Annotated in this window: 17 protein-coding genes; 10 read left to right on the top strand and 7 right to left on the bottom strand. The window is 71.7% G+C overall.

What is annotated here, in order from left to right; genetic code table 11:
- Positions 1 to 241 precede the first annotated feature (241 nt).
- From scy to OHB41_RS31205, 4 genes are all read left to right on the top strand, one after another.
- Positions 242 to 4,093, top strand: a complete 3,852-nt coding sequence (scy, locus tag OHB41_RS31220) for a polarized growth protein Scy (RefSeq protein ID WP_266701421.1) — start codon at positions 242 to 244, stop codon at positions 4,091 to 4,093.
- 181 nt (positions 4,094 to 4,274) lie between these two features.
- On the top strand, positions 4,275 to 5,210 hold the full coding sequence (locus OHB41_RS31215; RefSeq protein ID WP_266701420.1) for a coiled-coil domain-containing protein: 936 nt from the start codon (positions 4,275 to 4,277) through the stop codon (positions 5,208 to 5,210).
- Between the two features lie 185 nt (positions 5,211 to 5,395).
- Complete coding sequence (locus OHB41_RS31210; RefSeq protein ID WP_266701419.1) at positions 5,396 to 6,346, top strand: ABC transporter ATP-binding protein; 951 nt, start codon at positions 5,396 to 5,398, stop codon at positions 6,344 to 6,346.
- 2 nt (positions 6,347 to 6,348) lie between these two features.
- Entirely contained in the window at positions 6,349 to 7,119 is a 771-nt protein-coding gene (locus OHB41_RS31205; RefSeq protein ID WP_266701418.1) for an ABC transporter permease, read from the top strand.
- Positions 7,120 to 7,292: 173 nt separating this feature from the next.
- Here the strand turns inward: OHB41_RS31205 and OHB41_RS31200 are convergent, their stop codons facing one another.
- Positions 7,293 to 8,303 (bottom strand): hypothetical protein, encoded by a 1,011-nt coding sequence (locus OHB41_RS31200; protein ID WP_266701417.1) that lies wholly within the window; start codon positions 8,301 to 8,303, stop codon positions 7,293 to 7,295.
- Between the two features lie 171 nt (positions 8,304 to 8,474).
- Here OHB41_RS31200 and OHB41_RS31195 point away from each other — a divergent pair, with 171 nt between their 5' ends.
- From OHB41_RS31195 to OHB41_RS31185, 3 genes are all read left to right on the top strand, one after another.
- Positions 8,475 to 9,365: a hypothetical protein gene (locus OHB41_RS31195; RefSeq protein ID WP_266701416.1), complete on the top strand. Its 891-nt coding sequence runs from the start codon at positions 8,475 to 8,477 to the stop codon at positions 9,363 to 9,365.
- Between the two features lie 251 nt (positions 9,366 to 9,616).
- Positions 9,617 to 10,864, top strand: a complete 1,248-nt coding sequence (locus OHB41_RS31190; RefSeq protein WP_266701415.1) for an ABC transporter ATP-binding protein — start codon at positions 9,617 to 9,619, stop codon at positions 10,862 to 10,864.
- Positions 10,861 to 11,706: an ABC transporter permease gene (locus tag OHB41_RS31185; RefSeq protein WP_266701414.1), complete on the top strand. Its 846-nt coding sequence runs from the start codon at positions 10,861 to 10,863 to the stop codon at positions 11,704 to 11,706. Before OHB41_RS31190 ends, OHB41_RS31185 begins: the two co-directional genes overlap by 4 nt.
- 230 nt (positions 11,707 to 11,936) lie before the next feature.
- On the opposite strand, the gene OHB41_RS31180 is transcribed toward OHB41_RS31185, so the two are convergent.
- The gene (locus OHB41_RS31180; protein WP_266706266.1) at positions 11,937 to 12,893 is read right to left on the bottom strand and encodes an IS481 family transposase; all 957 of its coding nucleotides are present in this window, start codon (positions 12,891 to 12,893) and stop codon (positions 11,937 to 11,939) included.
- A gap of 101 nt (positions 12,894 to 12,994) precedes the next feature.
- Complete coding sequence (locus tag OHB41_RS31175) at positions 12,995 to 13,327, bottom strand: Rv1322 family protein (RefSeq protein ID WP_266701413.1); 333 nt, start codon at positions 13,325 to 13,327, stop codon at positions 12,995 to 12,997.
- A 219-nt stretch (positions 13,328 to 13,546) separates the two neighbouring features.
- Between OHB41_RS31175 and OHB41_RS31170 the strand changes: the two genes are divergently transcribed.
- On the top strand, positions 13,547 to 14,575 hold the full coding sequence (locus OHB41_RS31170) for an LLM class flavin-dependent oxidoreductase (RefSeq protein ID WP_266701412.1): 1,029 nt from the start codon (positions 13,547 to 13,549) through the stop codon (positions 14,573 to 14,575).
- Positions 14,576 to 14,656: 81 nt separating this feature from the next.
- Here OHB41_RS31170 and OHB41_RS31165 read toward each other — a convergent pair whose 3' ends face one another.
- Positions 14,657 to 15,049 (bottom strand): SCO5389 family protein, encoded by a 393-nt coding sequence (locus OHB41_RS31165; protein ID WP_101400700.1) that lies wholly within the window; start codon positions 15,047 to 15,049, stop codon positions 14,657 to 14,659.
- Positions 15,050 to 15,292: 243 nt separating this feature from the next.
- Here OHB41_RS31165 and nucS point away from each other — a divergent pair, with 243 nt between their 5' ends.
- Positions 15,293 to 15,964, top strand: a complete 672-nt coding sequence (gene nucS, locus OHB41_RS31160; RefSeq protein WP_266701411.1) for an endonuclease NucS — start codon at positions 15,293 to 15,295, stop codon at positions 15,962 to 15,964.
- Between the two features lie 84 nt (positions 15,965 to 16,048).
- Here nucS and OHB41_RS31155 read toward each other — a convergent pair whose 3' ends face one another.
- The 3 genes from OHB41_RS31155 to OHB41_RS31145 form a co-directional block, all read right to left on the bottom strand.
- Positions 16,049 to 18,601: an ATP-binding protein gene (locus OHB41_RS31155; RefSeq protein ID WP_266701410.1), complete on the bottom strand. Its 2,553-nt coding sequence runs from the start codon at positions 18,599 to 18,601 to the stop codon at positions 16,049 to 16,051.
- A gap of 291 nt (positions 18,602 to 18,892) precedes the next feature.
- Positions 18,893 to 19,216, bottom strand: a complete 324-nt coding sequence (locus tag OHB41_RS31150; protein ID WP_266701409.1) for an STAS domain-containing protein — start codon at positions 19,214 to 19,216, stop codon at positions 18,893 to 18,895.
- Between the two features lie 153 nt (positions 19,217 to 19,369).
- Positions 19,370 to 20,218 (bottom strand): 3-hydroxyacyl-CoA dehydrogenase family protein, encoded by an 849-nt coding sequence (locus OHB41_RS31145; RefSeq protein ID WP_266701408.1) that lies wholly within the window; start codon positions 20,216 to 20,218, stop codon positions 19,370 to 19,372.
- 455 nt (positions 20,219 to 20,673) lie between these two features.
- Here OHB41_RS31145 and OHB41_RS31140 point away from each other — a divergent pair, with 455 nt between their 5' ends.
- The gene (locus tag OHB41_RS31140; protein ID WP_266701407.1) at positions 20,674 to 21,246 is read left to right on the top strand and encodes a cob(I)yrinic acid a,c-diamide adenosyltransferase; all 573 of its coding nucleotides are present in this window, start codon (positions 20,674 to 20,676) and stop codon (positions 21,244 to 21,246) included.
- Positions 21,247 to 21,321 lie beyond the last annotated feature (75 nt).

Here is a 21,321-nt window from a genome sequence, read left to right as displayed (position 1 = left end):
TTGGAGGCGGCCGCTGCCATTTCGGGGCGGCCCGGGGCCTGTCCGGCGACGGGCTCCGAGGTCGTGCCGTCGTGACGACGGCGCGGCCGAGGGCCGGGGTCCAGGTTTTCGGGGGACGAGCGTCGGGGCAGCAGCCCGTGCTCCGCTGTTGATCTGACACCATTCCCCGGGGGCACCGTTCGGCGGATGGACGGGGCTCGTTTGGAGAGACTTGCGACCAGGGGACGGATGGGACCGCGCAGTGCGGGGCTACGAACGCCAGGAGCGAGAGCCGGCGGCTGACGTCGACCACCTCTCTCGGTTCGAGGCCGAGATGGAGCGGCTGAAGACCGAGCGGGAGAAGGCCGTCCAGCACGCCGAGGACCTCGGCTATCAGGTCGAGGTGCTGCGCGCCAAGCTGCACGAGGCGCGCCGCAGTCTGGCGACCCGGCCTGCCTACGACAGCGGCGGCGACCTCGGCTACCAGGCCGAGCAGTTGCTCCGTAATGCCCAGATCCAGGCAGATCAGCTGCGCGCCGATGCCGAGCGCGAGATGAGCCAGGCCCGGGCGCAGACGCAGCGCATCCTCCAGGAGCACGCCGAGCAGGCCGCCCGCCTGCAGGCCGAGCTGCACGCCGAGGCGGTCGCGCGGCGTCAGCAGCTCGACCAGGAGCTGGCCGAACGCCGTCAGACCGTCGAGTCGCACGTCAACGAGAACGTGGCCTGGGCCGAGCAGCTGCGCGCCCGCAGCGAGCAGCAGGCCCGCCGTCTCCTCGACGAGTCGCGGGTCGAGGCGGACCAGGCGCTGAGCGCCGCTCGCGCGGAGGCCGAGCGGATCGCGGCCGAGGCCCGCCAGCGGCTGACGAACGACGCCGAGTCGGCCCGTGCCGAGGCCGAGGCGCTGCTGCGCCGGGCCCGCACGGACGCCGAACGGCTGCTGAACGCCGCGTCCACCCAGGCCCAGGAGGCCACCGAACACGCCGAGCAACTGCGCAGCTCCACGGCGAACGAGTCGGACAGCGCCCGCCGCCAGGCCACCGAGCTGAGCCGGGCCGCCGAGCAGCGGATGACGGCCGCCGAGACGGCGCTGCGCGAGGCACGGGCCGAGGCGGACAAGGTCGTCACCGAGGCGAAGGACGCCGCGGCCAAGGCCCTGGCCGGCGCCGAGTCGGCGAACGAACAGCGCACCCGCACGGCGAAGGAGCAGGTCGCCCGGCTGGTCAGCGAGGCCACCAAGGAGGCCGAGACCACCAGGTCCGAGGCCGAGCAGGTCGTCGCGGAGGCCCGTGCCAAGGCCGAGAAGATCGTCGCCGAGGCCGAGGAGAACGCCCGCAGTCTCACCGCGGAGGAGACCGCCTCCCAGCTGTCCAAGGCGGCCCGTACCGCCGAGGACGTGCTCAACAAGGCGTCCGAGGACGCCAGGAAGACCACGAAGGCGGCGGCCGAGGAGGCCGAGCGGATCCGCACCGAGGCGGAGTCCGAGGCGGACCGGCTGCGCGCCGAGGCGCACGACATCGCCGAGCAGCTCAAGGGCACGGCGAAGGACGACACCAAGGAGTACCGCGCCAAGACGGTCGAGCTGCAGGAGGAGGCGCGCCGGCTGCGCGGCGAGGCCGAGCAGCTGCGTGCCGACGCGAACGCCGAGGGCGAACGCATCCGCAGCGAGGCCCGGCGCGAGGCCGTCCAGCAGATCGAGGAGGCGGCCAAGACCGCCGAGGAACTGCTCGCGAAGGCCAAGGCGGACGCGGACGAGCTGCGGACGACCGCGACCACCGACAGTGAGCGTGTGCGCACCGAGGCCATCGAGCGCGCCACGGCGCTGCGCCGGCAGGCCGAGGAGACCCTGGAGCGCACCCGCAAGGAGGCCGAGAACAACCGCGCCGAGGCCGTCGAGCTCGCCGAGACGATCAAGGCGGAGGCCGAGCGGGCCGCCGAGGCGGTGCGCGAGGACTCCGAGCGCGCCATAGCGGCCCGCCGGACGGAGGCCGCCGAGGAGCTGACCCGGCTGCACACCGAGGCCGAGCAGCGGCTCGCCTCGGCCGAGCAGGCGCTGAGCGACGCGCGGGCGGAGGCCGAGCGGATCCGCCGCGAGGCCGCCGAGGAGACCGAGCGGCTGCGCGGCGAGGCCGCCGAGCGGATCCGTACGCTGCAGGCGCAGGCCGAGGCGGAAGCCGACCGGCTGCGCAACGAGGCCGCCGCGGACGCCTCGGCGTCACGGGCCGAGGGCGAGAACATCGCCGTACGGCTGCGTTCGGAGGCCGCGGCGGAGGCCGAGCGGCTGAAGTCGGAGGCCCAGGACAGCGCCGACCGGGTACGGGCCGAGGCCCAGGCCGCGGCCGAGCGGCTGGCGACGGAGGGCGCCGAGACGCTGGCCGCCGCCCAGGAGGAGGCCGTCCGGCGCCGCCGCGAGGCCGAGGAACTGCTCGGTTCGGCACGCCAGGAGGCCGACCAGGAGCGCGAGCGGGCCCGCGAGCAGAGCGAGGAGCTCCTCGCCTCCGCGCGCAACCGTGTGGAGGAGGCCCAGGCCGAGGCCGTACGGCTGGTCGAGGAGGCCGACCGGCGCGCGACCGAGATGGTCTCGAACGCCGAGCAGACCGCACAGCAGGTGCGCGACTCCGTGGCCGGCCTGCACGAGCAGGCCCAGGAGGAGATCTCGGGCCTGCGCTCCGCCGCCGAGCACGCGGCGGACCGTACCCGCACCGAGGCGCAGGAGGAGGCGGACCGGGTCCGCGCCGACGCGTACGCCGAGCGGGAACGCGCCTCCGAGGACGCCGGCCGGGTCCGGCGCGAGGCGGCCGAGGAGACGGAAGCCGCCAAGTCCCTCGCGGAGCGCACGGTCTCGGAGGCCATCACCGAGTCCGAGCGGCTGCGCTCGGAGGCCTCGGAACACGCCCAGCGGGTGCGCACCGAGGTGTCGGACGCCATCGCCAACGCCGACCAGGACGCCTCGCGCACCCGCGCGGAGGCCCGGGAGGACGCGAACCGGATCCGTTCGGACGCGGCCACGCAGGCGGACACCCTCATCAACGAGGCACGCTCCGAGGCGGAGCGGCTGACGAACGAGACGAACGCGGAGGCCGAGCGGGTCCGCGCCGAATCCACCGCCAAGGCCGATCAGTTGCTCGCGGAGGCGACCGGGGAGGCGGAGCGGCTGCGCGCCGAGGCCGCCGACACGGTCGGTTCCGCGCAGCAGCACGCCGAGCGGGTCCGTACCGAGGCCGCGCGGGTCAAGTCCGAGGCGGAGGCGGAGGCGGAGCGGCTCACCGCGGCCGCGCGCGAGGAGGCCGACCGGACGCTGGACGCGGCGCGCCAGGAGGCCAACAAGCGGCGCTCCGAGGCGGCCGAGCAGGTCGACACGCTCATCTCGGAGACGGCGTCGGAGGCCGACAAGCTGCTGGCGGAGGCTCAGCAGAGCGCGCAGAAGACCACGGCGGACGCCGAGAGCCAGGCCGACACGATGGTGGGCGCGGCCCGCAACGAGGCCGAGCGCCTTGTCTCCGAGGCGACCGTGGAGGGCAACTCCCTTGTGGAGCGGGCCCGTACGGACGCGGACGAGCTGCTGGTCGGTGCCCGCCGGGACGCGACCGCCATAAGGGAACGGGCGGAGGAGCTGCGCGACCGCGTCACCTCCGAGATCGAGGAGCTGCACGAGCGGGCCCGCCGCGAGTCGGCCGAGACGATGAAGAACGCCGGCGAGCGCTGCGACGCGCTCGTGAAGGCGGCCGAGGACCAGCTCGCCGAGGCCGAGGCGAAGGCGAAGGATCTGGTCTCGGAGGCCAACTCCGAGGCGAGCAAGGTGCGCATCGCCGCCGTCAAGAAGGCCGAGGGTCTCCTCAAGGAGGCCGAGCAGAAGAAGACCTCGCTCGTCGCCGAGGCGACGGAGATCAAGGCCGAGGCCATCCGTGAGGCACGGCGCGCGGTCGAGGAGGGCAAGCACGAGCTGGAGGTGCTGGTCCGCCGGCGCGAGGACATCAACGCCGAGATCTCCCGTGTCCAGGACGTCCTGGAGGCGTTGGAATCCTTTGAGGCCCCGTCGGGCAACAAGGACGGTGGGGTCAAGGCGGGCGCCGCCGTCGGCGCACCCCGATCGGGTGGCAAGTCGTCAGAGGGCTAGCCAGAAGCTCCCATTCCGCACCTTTCGGACCTTTGGTGCGGACTCTGGCAAGCACTCTGGCAGCCAGCCACCCAAAAGGAGTGTCATTCTCCAGATCAAACACGTATCCGCTCGATGACACACCGCTTTGGCCCCTAGGATTCCCCCTATCACCTCACCGGTCTCATTCGACAGGAACCCCATGAGCGACACTTCCCCCTACGGCTTCGAGCTTGTGCGGCGTGGGTACGACCGCGCTCAGGTGGACGAACGCATTTCGAAGCTCGTCTCCGACCGTGACAGCGCTCTGGCCCGTATCACCGCTCTCGAGAAGCGCATCGAGGAGCTCCACCTCGAAACGCAGAACGCCCAGGCCCAGGTCACCGACGCCGAACCGTCGTACGCGGGTCTCGGCGCGCGGGTCGAGAAGATCCTCCGCCTCGCCGAGGAGGAGGCGAAGGATCTGCGCGATGAGGCCCGTCGCGCGTCCGAGCAGCACCGTGAGCTCGCCGAGTCGGCCGCGCAGCAGGTCCGCAACGATGCAGAATCGTTCGCTGCGGACCGCAAGTCCAAGGCGGAGGACGAGGGCGTCCGGATCGTCGAGAAGGCCAAGAGCGACGCCTCTCAGCTGCGCCAGGAGGCGCAGAAGGACGCCCAGTCGAAGCGCGAGGAGGCGGACGCCCTCTTCGAGGAGACCCGCGCCAAGGCCGCGCAGGCCGCCGCCGACTTCGAGACGAACCTCGCCAAGCGCCGTGAGCAGTCCGAGCGTGACCTGGCCTCGCGTCAGGCCAAGGCCGAGAAGCGCCTCGCGGAGATCGAGCACCGCGCGGAGCAGCTCCGCCTGGAGGCCGAGAAGCTGCGCACGGACGCCGAGCGCCGCGCCCGCCAGACGGTGGAGACGGCCCAGCGCCAGGCCGAGGACATCGTCGCCGACGCGAACGCCAAGGCCGACCGCATCCGCTCGGAATCCGAGCGCGAGCTGGCGGCGCTGACGAACCGTCGCGACTCCATCAACGCCCAGCTCACGAACGTCCGCGAGATGCTCGCGACGCTCACGGGCGCCGCGGTGGCCGCCGCGAGCACGCCGGCCGAGGACGAGCCGATCTCCCGCGGGGTTCCGGCCCAGCAGACCCGGTAACCGGTTCCTGCCCGCGGCTGCGGCCCGCACCCTCCTCGGGTGCGGGCCGCAGCCGTGGGCGCCGGCAGGGGTACGGGGAACCGCGCGACAAGCCCCGGCGGCGCGGCGGTGAACCCCGGTGAACAAGCGGCAAAGGCCCGCTCGCTCAAGTAGCGCGGCCCAGGGGTCCGCCCTACCGTGGCCGCATGATCGAGCTCGAGGGGCTGACCAAACGGTACGGCGAGAAGGTGGCGGTCGATCAGCTCTCCTTCGCCGTCAGACCCGGCATCGTGACGGGGTTCCTCGGGCCCAACGGCGCCGGCAAGTCGACCACCATGCGGATGATGCTCGGGCTCGACCGGCCCACCGCGGGCGACGTACGCATCGACGGACAGCACTACGACCACCTCAAGGACCCGCTGAAGTACATCGGCGCCCTGCTGGACGCCAAGGCCATGCACGGTGGCCGCAGCGCCTTCAACCACCTGCTCTGTCTCGCGCAGAGCAACGGCATCCCGAGGGCGCGGGTGGACGAGGTCCTCGACACGGTGGGGCTCACCGCGGTCGCGCGGAAGAAGGCCAAGGGCTTCTCGCTCGGCATGGGCCAACGGCTCGGCATCGCGGGCGCGCTGCTCGGCGACCCGCGGATCCTGATGTTCGACGAGCCGGTCAACGGCCTCGACCCCGAGGGCATCCACTGGATCCGCAACCTGATGAAGTCGCTGGCCTCCCAGGGACGGACCGTGTTCGTGTCCAGTCACCTCATGAGCGAGATGGCGCTGACCGCCGACCATCTCGTCGTCATCGGGCAGGGCCGGCTGCTGGCCGACACCTCCATGGCCGACTTCATCCAGCGCAACTCCCGGTCGTACGTCCGGATCCGCACCCCGCAGCGCGAGCGGTTGCTCGATGTACTGCACGAGGCCGGGATCACCGTCGTCGAGAGCGGCAGCGGCGCCCTGGAGGTGGACGGCGGCAAGTCCGAGCAGATCGGTGAGCTGGCCGCACGTCACCAGCTCGTGCTGCACGAGCTGAGTCCCCAGCAGGCCTCCCTGGAGGAGGCCTTCATGCAGCTGACCGCGGAGTCGGTGGAATACCACGCGCACTCCGACACCCCGCCCCGCGAGTGGGGCGGCGACTGGCGGAAGGAATCCTGAGCATGGCGGCCTCCCAGGTCCTCAGGTCCGAGTGGACCAAGATCCGGTCCGTTGCCTCCACGGTCTGGACACTCAGCCTCGCCGCCGTCGTCACGATCGCGCTCGGCATCCTGATCTCGCTGCTGTCCAAGAACGAGTTCGACAAGATGGACGCGAAGGACCGGCTCTCCTTCGACCCGACGTACATCAGCTTCGCCGGCATGAGTCTCGGTCAGCTCGCGATGATCGTGTTCGGGGTGCTCGTGGTCGGCAACGAGTACAGCACCGGCATGATCCGCACCTCGCTCGCCGCGGTCCCGCAGCGTGCGACATTCCTCTTCAGCAAGGTCGCGGTGGCGACGGGGCTCGCCTTCGTGGTCGGGATCATCACCAGCTTCGTCGCGTTCTTCCTCGGGCAGGCGACGCTCGGCGCGCACCGGGCGTCGATCGGTGACCACGGGGTGCTGCGCGCGGTGATCGGCGGCGGGCTGTACATGACACTCATCGCGGTGTTCTCGATGGGTGTGGCGACGATGCTGCGCAGTCCGATGCTCTCGCTCGGCATCCTGATGCCGTTCTTCTTCCTGATCTCCAACATCCTCGGCGCGGTCTCCGCGACCAAGAAGATCGGCCGCTATCTGCCCGACCAGGCCGGCAGCAAGATCATGCGGGTGGTGACCCCGATCGGCGACGACACCCCGTACGGCCCCTGGGGCGGCCTCGCGATCATGGTGCTGTGGGTGGTCGCGGCACTCCTGGGCGGCTATGTGCTGCTCAAGAGGCGGGACGCCTAGGAGAGGCGGGGGCCGCGGGCCGGAAGGCGCACGGGGCACAAGGCGCCCGGCCGCAACGCGCCCGGCCGGAAGGCGCCTGACCGGAAGGCGCCCGGCCGGAAGGCGCGCGCCCGGGGCGGAACGCGCGGGACACGTACGGGTCGCGCGCCCGGCCGGCCGAGAGGTGCGCGCGTTCAGGGAACGGGGCGCGTGACCTCGTCGTCGCCGGCCGGCGACGGCCCCGGGATCAGTCCGTCGAAGTCCGTCCAGCCCTCCCAGCGCCACACGTCCCTGTCGAGGTCGGGCTGCAGCGGCACGAAGCGGCCGAGTTCGAAGTCGCCGCCCTCCAGATCGAACCAGCGCTCGTCGGCGACCTCGGTGCCCAGGCCCACGGTCCGCGCCGTCAGCCGCACCAGCAGCTTCACGCCGTGCGAACCGGTGAGGTCCTTGCCCTGGATGTGCCGGAACGGCAGCTCGGCCACCGGCGCCTGGACCGGTATCCACACGGTGAACGGCGCCCCGCGCTCGACGGCGAGCCAGTACCGCTCGTCGGCGGGCTCCCCCCTGGCGTCCAGGACCTTCAGCCACTGCTTGTAGATGACCAGGCTGCCGTCGTGCGGGGAGCGCTCCAGATAGCGCAGATGGACCCGGGCGCGCAGGTCCACGACGGACAGGTTGTCGAAGCGGTTGTAGAAGCGGACGGCGATGATCGCGTCCTCGCTGTGCGCGTGCTGCCGCGAGTAGCCCGGGAAGTCGGCGGTCCAGGCGTGCGAGATGCTGGCCCGCTGCCGCCAGACGAACGGCCGCAGCGCGAACATCTTGATCAGTACGATGCCCAGCAGCACCGCGGGCACCATGGCTCCGGTGACGGAGGCGACCGTGGCGAGCAACTGGTGCGCGGTGCTGTCCGGTTCGGGCGCCAGACTGTCCGTGCCGACGCTGGCCCGCAGCACCGCGAGACTGAGGTCGAGCAGCCGCTCCCCGTTCGAGAACCGCTCCGCCATCGACCGTGCGGAGTGCTCGGTCAGTGTCCAGGCCGTCGCGATGACGACGGAGAGCCCGGCCAGCGCGCCGAGCGTCATCAACAGCAGAGCATGGACGGTACGTCCGGCGATCCACCAGCGAACGGACGTACGGAAGCGCGGATGCGTCCGGCCCCGCCCCGCCGCTCCCCTGGCGTCCGCCCCTTGCCTCGTGCGCCTCAACTTGCATCCCCCGTAACCGACTTGGCCCCCACTCATAGAATGGGACGGCATGATTCCCGGTGTCCGTTCCGGCCAACCCTGCCGCGGCGGGCGAGAGCGGGCACCGCCCCGGGTACATCTCGCGTGAAAGGCTGTGCCCGTATCGCGCGACCACCCCCGAAGGGCGTCACCGTGACCACGAAGGACCGAAGCCTCCAGGCGCTGGGCCTGGACGACGTGCCCGCCAAGCAGCCGCTCACCTATCCGGGCCGGCCCACCCCCGAGCCGTCCCTGCTCACCGGCGGCGAGCTGCTCCAGCTCGACGTACGGCCGCTGCGGCTCGGCGAGTGGTACGTGGAGGAGCGCCAGGCGCAGCAACGGCTGGACGAGGCGCTGGCCGACCTCGGTCAGGCCGGCACCGGAAACCGCCACCCGGTGATCGCGGTCGGTTCGAACGCCTCCCCCGGCCAGGTCGCCCACAAGCTCACCCGGCTCGGCATCCCGGCGACCGTGCCGATGGTGCCGGTGCGGGTGCGCGGCATCGGGGTGGGCTGCTCGGGGCACATCAGTCCGGCGGGTTACGTGGCGGGGACGCCGTACGTCGACCGGGGCGCCGCGACCACGCTGGTCGTCACCTGGCTGGACCCGACGCAGCTGAAGGCGGTCGACGACACCGAGTTCCCGGACTACCGACGGGCGATACTGCCCGGCGACGCGTTCGAGATGACGATGCCGTCCGGGGAGCGGCTCGGCGGCGCGTACATCTACTTCAGCGGGCACGGTGTGCTGGCGGACCCGGCCACCGGACAGCCGCGGCCGGGCGGCGGCGACCAGGCGGAGCTGCTCGCCGCGCTGCTCGCCGGCTCCGCCCGGCTGCGGGAGCTGCTCGGGCCCGATCCGGCGGCCTGGGTGCGGCAGGCCGGGGCGCACCGCGCGCTGCGCGAGCGGGGCACGCTCGTCTTCGGCGAGGAGGGCTGGGTACTGCCGCAGACGGACTTCCTGCCGTACGTCGACGACGCGGGCGAACTGCGGCTGTACGACGACCTGCCGCCCCTGGACGACTCACTGCCGCACCGGGGCTGAGGACGCGCCGGGGCCGGGGGTGCGCGCGGTCGGCTCCGGAGTTCCCTTTCCGGCCTGACCTGGGACGACGGGTACCTGACAAGGACCGGGGCGGGGACAGGACCTCCCCGTCGATCTTCCCCGTGTCTCTCCCTCGCGTGACCTGCGCGGTTTTACTTTCTCTTGAGCGGAACCGTCAGCGCCCCGATATCCTCCTAACCCTTACGGGGGCGTGCGCCCCGACGTCCTGAACCTTTCGATGGGTGCGGAGCATGATCGAGGCAGTCGGCCTGACGAAGCGCTACGGCGCCAAGACGGCCGTGTACAACCTTTCCTTCCAGGTGCGGCCGGGCGCCGTCACCGGCTTCCTCGGGCCCAACGGCTCCGGCAAGTCGACGACGATGCGGATGATCCTCGGCCTCGACAACCCCTCCTCGGGCCAGGTGACGATCGGCGGCTTCCCCTACCGCAAGCTGCCGAACGCGCCCCGCCAGGTCGGCGCGCTCCTCGACGCCAAGGCCGTGCACGGCGGCCGGCACGCCCGCAACCACCTGCTCTGCCTCGCCCAGCTGTCGGGCATCCCGGCCCGCCGGGTGGACGAGGTGCTGGGCGTGGTCGGTCTGCAGGACGTGGCCAGGAAGCGCTCCAAGGGCTTCTCGCTCGGCATGGGCCAGCGGCTGGGCATCGCTGCCGCGCTGCTCGGCGACCCGCAGGTGCTGCTCTTCGACGAACCGGTCAACGGCCTCGACCCCGAGGGCATCCTCTGGGTCCGCAACCTCATGAAGGCGCTCGCGGCGGAGGGCCGTACGGTCTTCGTCTCCTCGCACCTGATGAGCGAGATGGCGCTGACCGCCGACCACCTGATCGTGATCGGCCGCGGCCAGCTGCTCGCCGACCAGAACATCAAGGACTTCATCTCGCACAACTCGGCCGACTTCGCCCGGGTCCGTACCCCGGACACGGAGCCGCAGCAGCGCGAGAAGCTGACGGCCGTGCTGACCGAGGCGGGCGGCCAGGTACTGCCCGAGCAGGACGGCGGCCTCCGGGTCACCGGGCTGCCGCTGCCCCGCATCAGCGACCTCGCGCACACCGCCGACGTACGGCTGTGGGAGCTGTCGCCGCACCAGGCCTCGCTGGAGGAGGCGTACATGCGGATGACGCAGGGCGCCGTCGACTACCGCTCGACGATCGACCAGCGGGCCGGACTCCAGCAGGAGCTGCCGCCCGGCGCGATGCCGCCGCCGCAGATACCGGTGCCGGGACAGGGCCAGCCGGGCTGGTACGCACCGCCGCCGCCTCAGCAGGGCGGGCAGCCGTTCGCGATGCCGCAGGGAGCGCCTCAGGCGGGCCCGTACGGCGCCCCGGCCGCCCCGGCCGCCGGCCAGGGTCCCTACGGCGCCCCGGCCGCTTCCGGCGGCGCGGACGCCAACCCGTACGCGCAGCCCGCGCCGCAGGCCCCCGCACAGCCGCCTACGGCCCCCGCCGCCCCCGACCTCACCAAGCCCGAGGACGCCCGATGAGCACGCCCCAGCCGCCGATGCCGCAGCAGACCGCCGCTGCCCCCCACTGGCAGGGGGCGCCCGGCGCGTCGTACACCTCGCCGATCCCGATCACCCGCACCCACCTCGGGCACGCGCTCACCTCCGAGTGGACGAAGATCAGGTCGGTGCGCTCCACGCTGTGGACGCTCGGCATCTTCCTGCTCCTGGTGATCGGCATCGGCTTCCTGGTCGCCGCGCAGACCCGGGACACCGACTTCGGCGACGTGCCGTACACGATCCCGGCCTTCTTCGGGCTGATCCTCGGTCAGATCTGCCTGATCACCCTCGGCGTCCTGGTGGTCTCGTCCGAGTACGGCACGGGCATGATCCGGACCACCTTCACGGCCTCGCCGCAGCGCCACCGGGTGCTCGCCGCCAAGCTGATCATCTTCTTCGCCGTCGCGTTCGCCGCCTCGGCCTTCGCGATCGGCCTGGTCGGCCTGTTCACCTCGGGCATGCACAGTGGCGCCTCGAACGTCTCCTGGGGCGGCTCGGTCCTCAAGGGCGCGCTCTACGTCTCGCTGCTCGGCGTCCTCGCGCTCGCGGTGGGCTCGATGCTGCGGCACTCGGCGGGCGCGATCACCACGATGCTCGGCGTCGTCCTGGTGCCCGCGATCATGCCCGCGTTCCTGATGATGTCCCAGAGCATGCGCACGATCGGCGAGAAGATGCAGGAGTACAACGCTCCCAACTCCCTCGCCAAGATCTTCGGGCTGGACAGCGAGAACAGCGCCGGTGGCGCGCAACTCGGCCTGCTCGTCGGGGTGACGGCGGCGGCGATCGTCGGCGCGTTCGTCCTGCTGGAGCGCCGAGACGTCTGACGTCCCCGGGCCGCGGCAGGCGGCGTTCACCCCGTCGCGAGCCGCGACCCGCCCTAGGTCGTGTTGCGAAAGTCCCGCCTGCCTCGCGGCGCCTGGCACGCCCTCTCGCCGCACCGGGCGAAAACCCGGGTACGTCCAGTACGCGGGCTTCCGCCCGGCACGCCGAGAGCACGCACCAGACGCCGCGAGGCCCGCCCTCCGGGCGGACGACGGGACTTTCGCAACACGCCCTAGATGTATTGACCCGCAGCGTTGTTCACACGGCTGATGGGTGGCTGGCCTCCGAGGGCGGTGTGGCAGCGATGGTAGTTGTAGCCGTGGAGGAAGTCGTCCAGGGCGGCCGTGCGTTCGTCGTTGCTGGTGTAGGGCCGCAGGTAGGCCCATTCGTCGAGCAGGGTGCGGTTGAAGCGTTCGACCTTGCCGTTGGTCTGCGGCCGGTAGGCGCGCGTCAGCTTTCCGGTTGCGCCGAGCTGGTTGAGGGCCTGTTTCCAGGCCAGGCCCTTGCGGTAGGCCCAGGCGTTGTCGGTGAGCACGCGTTCGATGCGGGTGATGCCGTGTGTGTGGAAGAACGCAGCCGCGCGGGTGAGGAAGCCCGCGCAGGTGGCGACCTTCTCGTCCGGGTGGATCTCGCTGTAGGCGAGGCGGGAGTGGTCGTCGACGGCGGAGTGGACGTAGTCGAAGCCCATGTTGGCGCGGGTGGCCCGGCCGGCCTGGCGGCCCAGCGCCTTGTGGCCGCCTCCGTCGGGTATCCGGCCGAGTTTCTTCACGTCCACGTGGACCAGCTCGCCGGGCCGGTCGCGTTCGTAGCGGCGGATGACCTGCCCGGTGGGCCGGTCCAGGAAGGCCAGCCGGTTCAGGCCGTGGCGGACCAGGATCCGGTGCACGGTCGAGGCGGGCAGGCCCAGGACCGGTCCCAGGCGGGCAGGTCCGAGCTTGCGGTCCTGCCGCAGCCGGCAGACCCGGGCCTCCACCGCTGCAGCGGTGCGGTGCGGTGTCGTGCGGGGACGGCTGGGGCGGTCGTGCAGTCCTTGCTCGCCCTCCGCCCGCCAGCGGCGGATCCACTTGTGGGCCGTGGCGCGGGAGATACCCATCTCGGCGGCCACATGCGCGACAGGACGGCCGGCGCGAACACGTTCGACCAGCAGCCGCCTGCCGTGAACGGTCAGCCGGGCATTACGGTGGGACACGAAGACCTCCGTGCGGTGAAGACTCGACACCTCCACCACACCGGAGGTCTTCGCCATGATCAAGCACCAGCGAGTGTCAACAACGCTCGTGATCAATACACCTAGAACCTGGGCGCGTTACGGGACCGCTGCACCCGCGTGGTGCGGCGGTCCTTCGCGTTCCAGCAGGCCTTGTGCCAGTGACGGCGCTCGTCGACGCCCGAGTGCTCCGGCCAGGCCACCACGTGCGGGAGGCCGGAGGGGATCATCTGGTCGCAGCCCGGACACCGATAGGTCTTGCCCTGCGCGCCGGCGCCCGCCACATGACGCACGCTCCACTCATCGCCCTGCCAGCTCTCCGTGGACTGCCAGCCGCCGTACCGCCCGGAGCGGTCGTCCTCCGCGCTCCGGCCGGAGGGGTCGGAACCCTTGGAACGGTTGCGACGCGGGGACACAGGACACCTCACGGAGCTGTACAGGGGGCAGGGACCCCATCCAGCCTACGCGGCACACGCAGGGGTAGGCGTCCCTCGAACCCGCTCGGATCGACCACCCGTCGGAGCATTCTGCAGACAATCCGGAAATCCCTCCGACAGGCCGTGTCTTCGGCACGTGTCGGACGGTTATGCCGGTCGGGGGAGCTCCGCGTCGGAGCCGAGGAAGCAGGAAGCACCATGCACGTTGGAAGTTTTGTACTGGCAGCCCAGTTCCCCGGACAGGGCCAGGGAGAGGCACTGCACCGGGCGGTGCGGACGGCCGAGGTCACGGAGGCGGCCGGCCTCGACGCGGTGTGGCTGGCGGAGCACCACTTCGTGCCGTACGGGACGTGCCCGTCGGCCGTCACCCTCGCCGCCCTGCTGCTCGGCCGCACCAGCCGCATCCGCGTCGGCACCGCGGTGAGCGTACTGCCCACCGTCCACCCGGTGGCTCTCGGCGAGCAGGCCGCGCTGCTGCACGTGACCTCCGGCGGCCGCTTCTCGCTGGGCGTGGGACGCGGCGGCCCCTGGGTCGACCTGGAGGTCTTCGGTTCGGGCCTGGAGGCGTACGAGAAGGGGTTCCCCGAATCACTCGATCTGCTGGTGCGCTGGCTGCGCGAACCGTCCGTCGAGGCCCACGGCGAGCGGTTCGCCTTCCGTGAGGTCCCCGTCGTCCCCCGGCCCTCGGAGACACTGAGCGGCTCCCCCGGTCCCGAGGTCGTGGTCGCCTGCACCTCACCGGCGAGTGTGCGACTGGCGGCCGAGCGCGGACTGCCGATGCTTCTCGGCATGCACGTGGGTGACGAGGAGAAGGCCGAAATGGTGACCCTGTGGCGGCAGTACGCGCGTGTGGCGGGACGCTCCGCGGACGAGATCCGCGCCGCGGCCCATGTGTCCGCCGGCGTCTGCCAGATCGCGGACCGCCGCACCGACGCCGTGGAGACGCTCCTCAAGGCGATGCCGGGCTGGCTGAAGCAGGGACTGGACGCGCATGTCACGGTCGACGGCCGCGCGCGCTCGATGAGGGACCCGCACGCGTACACCGAACTGCTCTGCGGACTGCACCCGGTGGGCACCCCGCGGCTGTGCGCGGACCGGCTCGCGGCGACCTCGGAGCGGACCGGCATCTCCCGCTTCGCGCTGCTCGTCGAGGGCTCGGGCGATCTGGCGGCGACGGAGGAGAACGTGCGCAGGCTCGGCGCCGAGGTGCTCCCCCACCTCGGCTGAGCCCCGCACGCGGGAAGCTTGCCGCCCCGGTACAGATGCACCTCCCGCGTACGGAGCGGCAAGCAGTGCGGCATCAAGGCGTCAGCAGTCGCGGAACTCCGGCGACTGGTTCAGCAACTGACTGCGCACCGAGGTGAAGCGTGCCAGTGTGTCGTCCACTGAGGCGTCCAGTGGGAACACCGCCACCCGGTGGCAGTTCTGGAAAGCCAGCCGCACACCGAAGTGCCGCTGCAGCGCGCCGCGTATCGCGTCACTCGCGAGCGCACGCAGCAGCTGGCCACGTGCCTGCTCGTCCGGCGGAGGCGTCTGGTTGTCGGCGAAGTTGCCGCCGTCCACCTTCAGCTGAGCCACCAGGGAGCTGATCATCTCCCATGCGTAGGGCAGGGAGGTCCGGACGCAGTCGACGAATTCAGCTTCGTCGACCTCGCCTCGCTCGGCCTTTTCGAGTAGGGCCGGTGAGACGTCGAGCGACATGGGTTCTCCTCTCGCACCCCCAGAGCGCGGGGGTTGCCGGACAGATGAGGGAACTCGCGATCTCCAACACGCTGAGTACACGCATCGCGACCTCCCGTTTATACGGTAAGCAACGGACCGTGACGGCACCAGGAGAATGCGCACATGGTGAACTCCCAGTAGGCCCACAATCAGCCACGACCGAACAGGCGTCTTCCAGGGCGAATCGCGTGGACCTGTGCCCGTCGAGTAGCGTTGCCGACCATGCGTCTCGTCATTGCCCGCTGTTCCGTTGACTACGCGGGCCGGCTCACCGCCCATCTCCCGTCGGCCCCCCGCCTCATCCTGGTGAAGGCGGACGGCAGCGTCTCGATCCACGCGGACGACCGCGCCTACAAGCCCCTCAACTGGATGTCGCCGCCGTGCACCCTGAAGGAGGGCACGGGCGAGGAGGAGGGCGTCTGGACCGTCATCAACAAGGCGGGCGAGAAACTGATCATCACGATGGAGGAGATCCTGCACGACTCCTCGCACGAACTCGGCGTGGATCCCGGCCTGATCAAGGACGGCGTGGAAGCGCACCTCCAGGAGCTCCTCGCGGATCGCATCGACACGCTCGGCGAGGGCTACACGCTCATCCGCCGCGAGTACATGACGGCCATCGGGCCCGTCGACATCCTGTGCCGCGACGCCGAGGGCCGGACCGTCGCCATCGAGATCAAGCGGCGCGGCGAGATCGACGGCGTGGAGCAGCTCACCCGCTACCTCGAACTCCTCAACCGCGACCCGCACCTCGCGCCGGTCCGCGGCATCTTCGCCGCCCAGGAGATCAAGCCGCAGGCCCGCGTCCTCGCCACGGACCGCGGCATCGGCTGCACGGTCCTGGACTACAACGCGCTGCGCGGCATCGAGGACGACAAACTGCGCCTGTTCTGACGCGCATCACCGCGACGCGCACGAGCGCACAGCGAGGAGGGCCGGGTCCGCTGACGGACCCGGCCCTCCTCGCTGTGCGCGGTCTCAGATCACCGCGCCGCTCGGGGAACCGTCGACGCCCCCGCCGGCCGGCACACCCGCGGAACTGCTCGCCGGAGCGCCGACGGTGGCGCTGCTCGCCGGCGCGCTGGAGGCGGGGCCGCTCGCGGTGTCCGAGGTGGACGGCGACATCGACGGGGTGGGGCTGTCGGAGGGAGACGGCGGCCCGGAACTCGTCGGCGGCTTCGACGTGGAAGGGCTCGACGGCGGCTTCGACGAGGACGACGGCGGCTTGGTCGTCGGCGACTTCGAAGGCGGCCTGGACGGCGACTTCGACGGCCCGGTGCCCGACCCGTGCGTTCCGCTCGGGTTGTCCGACGGCTTCCCGTCGGCCGGCGGCGTCGGGTCGTCCGAGGTCCCGTACGTACCGTCGGGACCGGGATCGGTCGGCGTGCTGACCACACCCGAGCCGCTCCGGCCGTCGCCCTCGCCCTTCTTCGCCTTGTCCGCGCCGAGACTGTCGTCGTCGGAGCCCTGGCTCGCCGAGGGGTTGACGCCGACCTTCTCGGACGGGGTGTCGCTGTTGTTGTTCGAGGTCGCGCCGAGCGTCACCACGGTGCCCAGCACGGCCACCAGGAGCGCGCCCGCGCCCGCCGCGACGAGATTGCGCCGGGTACCGCTGACCAGACGCCCGGCGACCCCGACGTGCTTGTCCGGACCCGGCTGCGACCGATGGGTGATCAGCGTCGAGACCTCGCCGTACGGATCGGACAGCGCCACCGCGGGGAACGCGGCCGGTACACCACCGGGCGGCGAGGCGGACTCCTCGTGCCGTGCGTCCGGCACCTCCTCGCCCGCCGTCGCACGGGCGCCGGGCAGTACCTCACCCGATCGGTCGGCGACCAGTGCGAGGGCGCGGCGGCCCGCCACGGTGCCACGCTTGTCGGCGAGGGCGCCGCGCAGCCCGATGGAGGCCTCCAGCTCGGCGCGGGCCCGGTCCAGCTGGCCGCCGCAGAGCGCGAGGATGCCCAACTCGTGGTGGAAGTAGGCCTGTTCGCCTACCTCTCCGGCGAGCTGGGAGGCCTCGGCGCCGGCCCGCAGGGCCCGCTCCCAGGCGCTCCAGTGCAGCCCGGCGGCGAACGCGGGCGCGGCCGTGCGCGCCAGCAGCACGGCGGCGTTCTCGTCCTGCTCGTCGGCGGGGGCCGTGCTGAGCGGGACGAGCACCCCGAGCGCGGCGAGCACGGCGTCGGCCTCGGCGCAGACCCGCTCCGGGGTGACCGAGGGATGTCCGGCCCACCAGGTGTAGTGCTGGGCCGCGGTGCGGGCCTGCTCCTCGATGTCGTCGGCGTATCCGGCGGTCTCCAGCTGAGCCTGCACACCGGCCGCGAGCCGGTAGCGGGAGCCGACCGGGGAGACCAGCGAACAGTTCGCCAGTTCGGCGAGCGCGGCGTCGGCATGGGTGTCACCCATGAGGGCGGGCAGATGCGCCTGGTGCGGCACCTCGCCCCCGAGGGCGACGGCGAACCGCAGCGTGGCGCGGGCCGACTCGCTGAGCCGGGACGCGAGCAGCGAGGCGGGTGCGGCGCCCTCGGCGAGCGAGGGCAGCGGTGTCGCGGTGCGCTCCTCGTCGTCCGCGGGCGCGTCCACCGGGGCGTCCTCGAAGTAGCCGTACGCGTCGAAGGCGTTCGGGTCCGCGCTCAGCTGGTCGCGCTGCCGCAGCAGGGCGCCTGCCTGCATGAAGCGCAGCGGAAGTCCCTCGGACTCGAACCAGAGGTCGCCCGCCCAGTTCGACTCCTCCTCGGTCAGCGCGCGTCCGACGGCCCGCTCGAGCAGTTCGAGGCCGCCGGCGCGCCCGAGGCCGCCGAGGTGCACCACTTCCAGGAGGGAGTCGGCGGACGGCGCGGGGACGTCGGGGGTCGCGGCGACGAGGAAGGCGCACTCGGGCGTGGCCTCGAGGAGCTCGTCCAGCGCGGCGCCGCCGATCTCCGCGTCGTCGAGGACGACGACCGCGCCGATCGCGTGGACGAGCTCGCTCAGCTCGTCCCGTTCCGGCCGGTGCAGGGGCGCGCGGTACACGGCGGCGAAGAGGTCGTGCAGGAGGTCGTTCGCGCCGCGCCGGTAGCCGGAGAGTCGGACGACACCGTCGGGCGCGAGGTCCGCGCAGTCCTCGGCGACGGCTTCGAGCAGGCTGGTGCGGCCGGAGCCGGCGGGGCCGGTGAGGCGTACGGAGCGCCCGCGTGCCAGCAGACGGACCAGCTTCTCGCGCTCCTCCTGCCGCTCCAGGAGCGGCAGCCGTGGCTGGGCCGGTCCCGGCGGTACGGGCGGCTGGGCGGCACGGTTCAGTTCGGCGCGCTCCGCGGCGGTGAACTTCACGGGCCGCTGCGGACGCTCGTCCGGCGGGCAGGTCTTTATCTCGCTGCCGTCGACGGGATTGACGGTGAGCAGGAAGTCGCCCGAGACCAGCTGGACGGTACGGGCCAGTGCGGGCGTGTGCTGCCCCAGGTCCGCGGTGAGCGGATCGCGTGGCGGACGCGGGCGAGGCGCCCGACCGTCGTCGTCATGGACGTACTCTTCGGATCCCCGGGTGTTCGGGTCCATGTTCCAAGCCCCCCAAAAGCGTCGTGTGCCGAGCCCCTCCCGGCCTTGCTGCACACCGCGCTGTCGCTTCTGGTCCGGTGCCCGCTCTCAGGGTTTCGGGCGGCGGGCAGCCGAACCCTAAACCTTCGCACAGTATCTAGGAACAGCCGGGGTACCGCGCCGCCCGAGACGTCACAGCTTCATGAGGATTGTGCGCGTCGTACGTTTCGTACGCCGCTCAGGCGGTACGTCGCTCGGGGCGCGCGCGCCGGGGCGCACCCGGCCGGCTCCGCACGAGGGGCCGCCACCGGGTCACACGCGGGGCAGTGACTCGACCCCGATGCCGCCCTCGATCGCGAGGATCCGGTGCAGCCGGGTGGCCACCAGCAGACGCTGCATCTGCGGAGGTACGCCGCGCAGTACGAGCCGACGGCCGCACCGCCCGGCCCGTCGGTGGGCCCCCATGATGACGCCGAGTCCGGTGGCGTCCCACGAGTCCAGCTCGGACAGGTCCAGCACCAGGTCGCCGGCTCCGCCGTCGACGGCCGAGTGCAGGACCGTACGGGCGTCCGCCGCGCTGCGTACGTCGAGGCGGCCCCCGACGACCACCTCGACGTGGTCGCCCCTGATGTACATATGCGCTCCCCGGGAGTGCGTCTCGTACGCTGCGTCAGCCTGCGTCTTCCGTGTGCACCGTCTGACTGCCCTGAGGGCTCAGAGGTTGCCGTCTGTAAGCGAACCGATACCGAATTCACCTCATGGGGTGATGCTCCAGAGGTGCACGCGGTTTCAGTGCTTGTAGAAGCCCTGCCCGCTCTTGCGCCCGATGTCACCGGCGTCAACCATCCGGCGCATCAGCTCCGGAGGGGCGAACTTCTCGTCCTGGGTCTCGGTGTAGATGTTGCCGGTGGCGTGCAGCAGGATGTCGACGCCGGTCAGGTCGGCCGTGGCCAGCGGTCCCATGGCGTGTCCGAAGCCCAGCTTGCAGGCCAGGTCGATGTCCTCGGCGCTCGCCACGCCGGATTCGTACAGCTTGGTCGCCTCGACGACGAGCGCCGAGATGAGACGGGTCGTCACGAAGCCGGCCACGTCCCGGTTGACGACGATGCAGGTCTTGCCGACGGACTCGGCGAACTCCTTCGCGGCGGCGAGGGTTTCGTCACTCGTCTTGTAACCGCGCACCAGTTCGCACAGCTGCATCATCGGCACCGGCGAGAAGAAGTGGACACCGACGACCCGCTCCGGGTGCTCGGTGGCCGCCGCGATCTTGGTGATCGGGATCGCGGAGGTGTTGGAGGCGAGTACCGCGTCGGGACGGACGATCTTGTCCAGGGTCCGGAAGATCTCGTGCTTGACCTCGAGCTTCTCGAACACCGCCTCGACCACGACGTCCGCGTCCGCGGCGGCGTCGAGGTCGGTGGTCGCGGTGATCCGGGCGAGCGCGGCGTCGGCGTCGTGCGCCTCCAGCCTGCCCTTGCTCACGAACCTGTCGTAGGAGGCCTTGATACCGTCCGTGCCACGCTTCAGCGCCTCGTCGGTGACGTCGCGCAGGACGACGTCCCAGCCCGCCTGCGCGGACACCTGGGCGATGCCGGACCCCATCAGGCCGGCTCCGATGACGGCGAGCTTCCGTGCCACTGTGCGACTCCCCTGACGCGCTGTATATGTCTGCCTCTCGGGCGGACACTAGCGCTCGTGAGGGCCTGTGTGACCGGTAAGTAATGCGCGTCACGTCTCATCTGACGGACATCACACCGGATGGCTCACCCCGCGTCGCGTACCCCGTAGTTGAGCCCCTTCCCGCTCAACGGGTCCTGTGTCCCGCCGAGGAGGACGACCACCTCGCGTGACACTTCGTCCGGAATGCGACCGCCCCGCACCTTCCGCCCGCCGACCGCCGCGGCCGTCCGGCGGCGCCCTCCCCCACATATCGCTGCGCCGTCCGGTGGACCGGGTACGGGACCGGTGCGCGAGCGCCCTCCCCACCTGGCGCGGGCCGTACGGCGCCCCGGTCACCCTCGGCCCCGCGGCGCCCGCCGTGACGGTGGGCACACGTGCTCACCGGAAGGCCGGGGCGTAACTACGCTGGCCCCATGGTCAATCTGACGCGCATCTACACCAGGACCGGCGACCAGGGCACCACCGCCCTCGGGGACATGAGCCGGGTCCCCAAGACCGATCTGCGGATCTCGGCGTACGCGGACGCCAACGAGGCGAACGCGGTGCTCGGTACGGCGATCGCGCTCGGCGGGCTCGACGAGGACGTCGTCACCGTCCTCACCCGCGTGCAGAACGACCTGTTCGACGTGGGGGCCGACCTGTCGACCCCCGTGGCCGAGAACCCCGCGTACCCGCCCCTGCGCGTCGAGCAGTTCTACATCGACCGGCTGGAGGCGGACTGCGACCGCTTCAACGACGAGCTGGAGAAGCTGCGCTCCTTCATCCTGCCCGGCGGTACGCCCGGCGCGGCCCTGCTGCACCAGGCGTGCACGGTGGTACGGCGGGCCGAGCGCTCGACGTGGGCCGCGCTCGAGGTGCACGGCGAGCTCATGAACCCGCTGACCGCCACCTACCTCAACCGCCTCTCCGACCTGCTCTTCATCCTGGCGCGGACGGCGAACAAGGCGACCGGCGACGTCCTGTGGGTGCCCGGCGGGGAGCGCTGACCCACCCCGGCCCGGGACAGGGCGGGCCCGGCATCTGATCGCCGGGCCCAAGCCGCCTTTCCGGCGGGGGAGTTG

The sequence above is a fragment of the Streptomyces sp. NBC_01571 genome, assembly GCF_026339875.1.
Classification (GTDB): Bacteria; Actinomycetota; Actinomycetes; order Streptomycetales; family Streptomycetaceae; genus Streptomyces.
Note: the sequence above shows the minus strand (reverse complement) of the source record. Positions and strands in the feature narration are given on the sequence as shown.

Coding starts and splice junctions, on each gene's coding strand:
- OHB41_RS31155 (WP_266701410.1), bottom strand. CDS start 18,601: ATGGACCCGAACACCCGGGGATCCGAAGAGTACGTCCATGACGACGAC.
- OHB41_RS31170 (WP_266701412.1), top strand. CDS start 13,547: ATGCACGTTGGAAGTTTTGTACTGGCAGCCCAGTTCCCCGGACAGGGC.
- OHB41_RS31140 (WP_266701407.1), top strand. CDS start 20,674: ATGGTCAATCTGACGCGCATCTACACCAGGACCGGCGACCAGGGCACC.
- OHB41_RS31205 (WP_266701418.1), top strand. CDS start 6,349: ATGGCGGCCTCCCAGGTCCTCAGGTCCGAGTGGACCAAGATCCGGTCC.
- nucS (WP_266701411.1), top strand. CDS start 15,293: ATGCGTCTCGTCATTGCCCGCTGTTCCGTTGACTACGCGGGCCGGCTC.
- OHB41_RS31215 (WP_266701420.1), top strand. CDS start 4,275: ATGAGCGACACTTCCCCCTACGGCTTCGAGCTTGTGCGGCGTGGGTAC.
- OHB41_RS31190 (WP_266701415.1), top strand. CDS start 9,617: ATGATCGAGGCAGTCGGCCTGACGAAGCGCTACGGCGCCAAGACGGCC.
- OHB41_RS31210 (WP_266701419.1), top strand. CDS start 5,396: ATGATCGAGCTCGAGGGGCTGACCAAACGGTACGGCGAGAAGGTGGCG.
- OHB41_RS31185 (WP_266701414.1), top strand. CDS start 10,861: ATGAGCACGCCCCAGCCGCCGATGCCGCAGCAGACCGCCGCTGCCCCC.
- OHB41_RS31165 (WP_101400700.1), bottom strand. CDS start 15,049: ATGTCGCTCGACGTCTCACCGGCCCTACTCGAAAAGGCCGAGCGAGGC.
- OHB41_RS31150 (WP_266701409.1), bottom strand. CDS start 19,216: ATGTACATCAGGGGCGACCACGTCGAGGTGGTCGTCGGGGGCCGCCTC.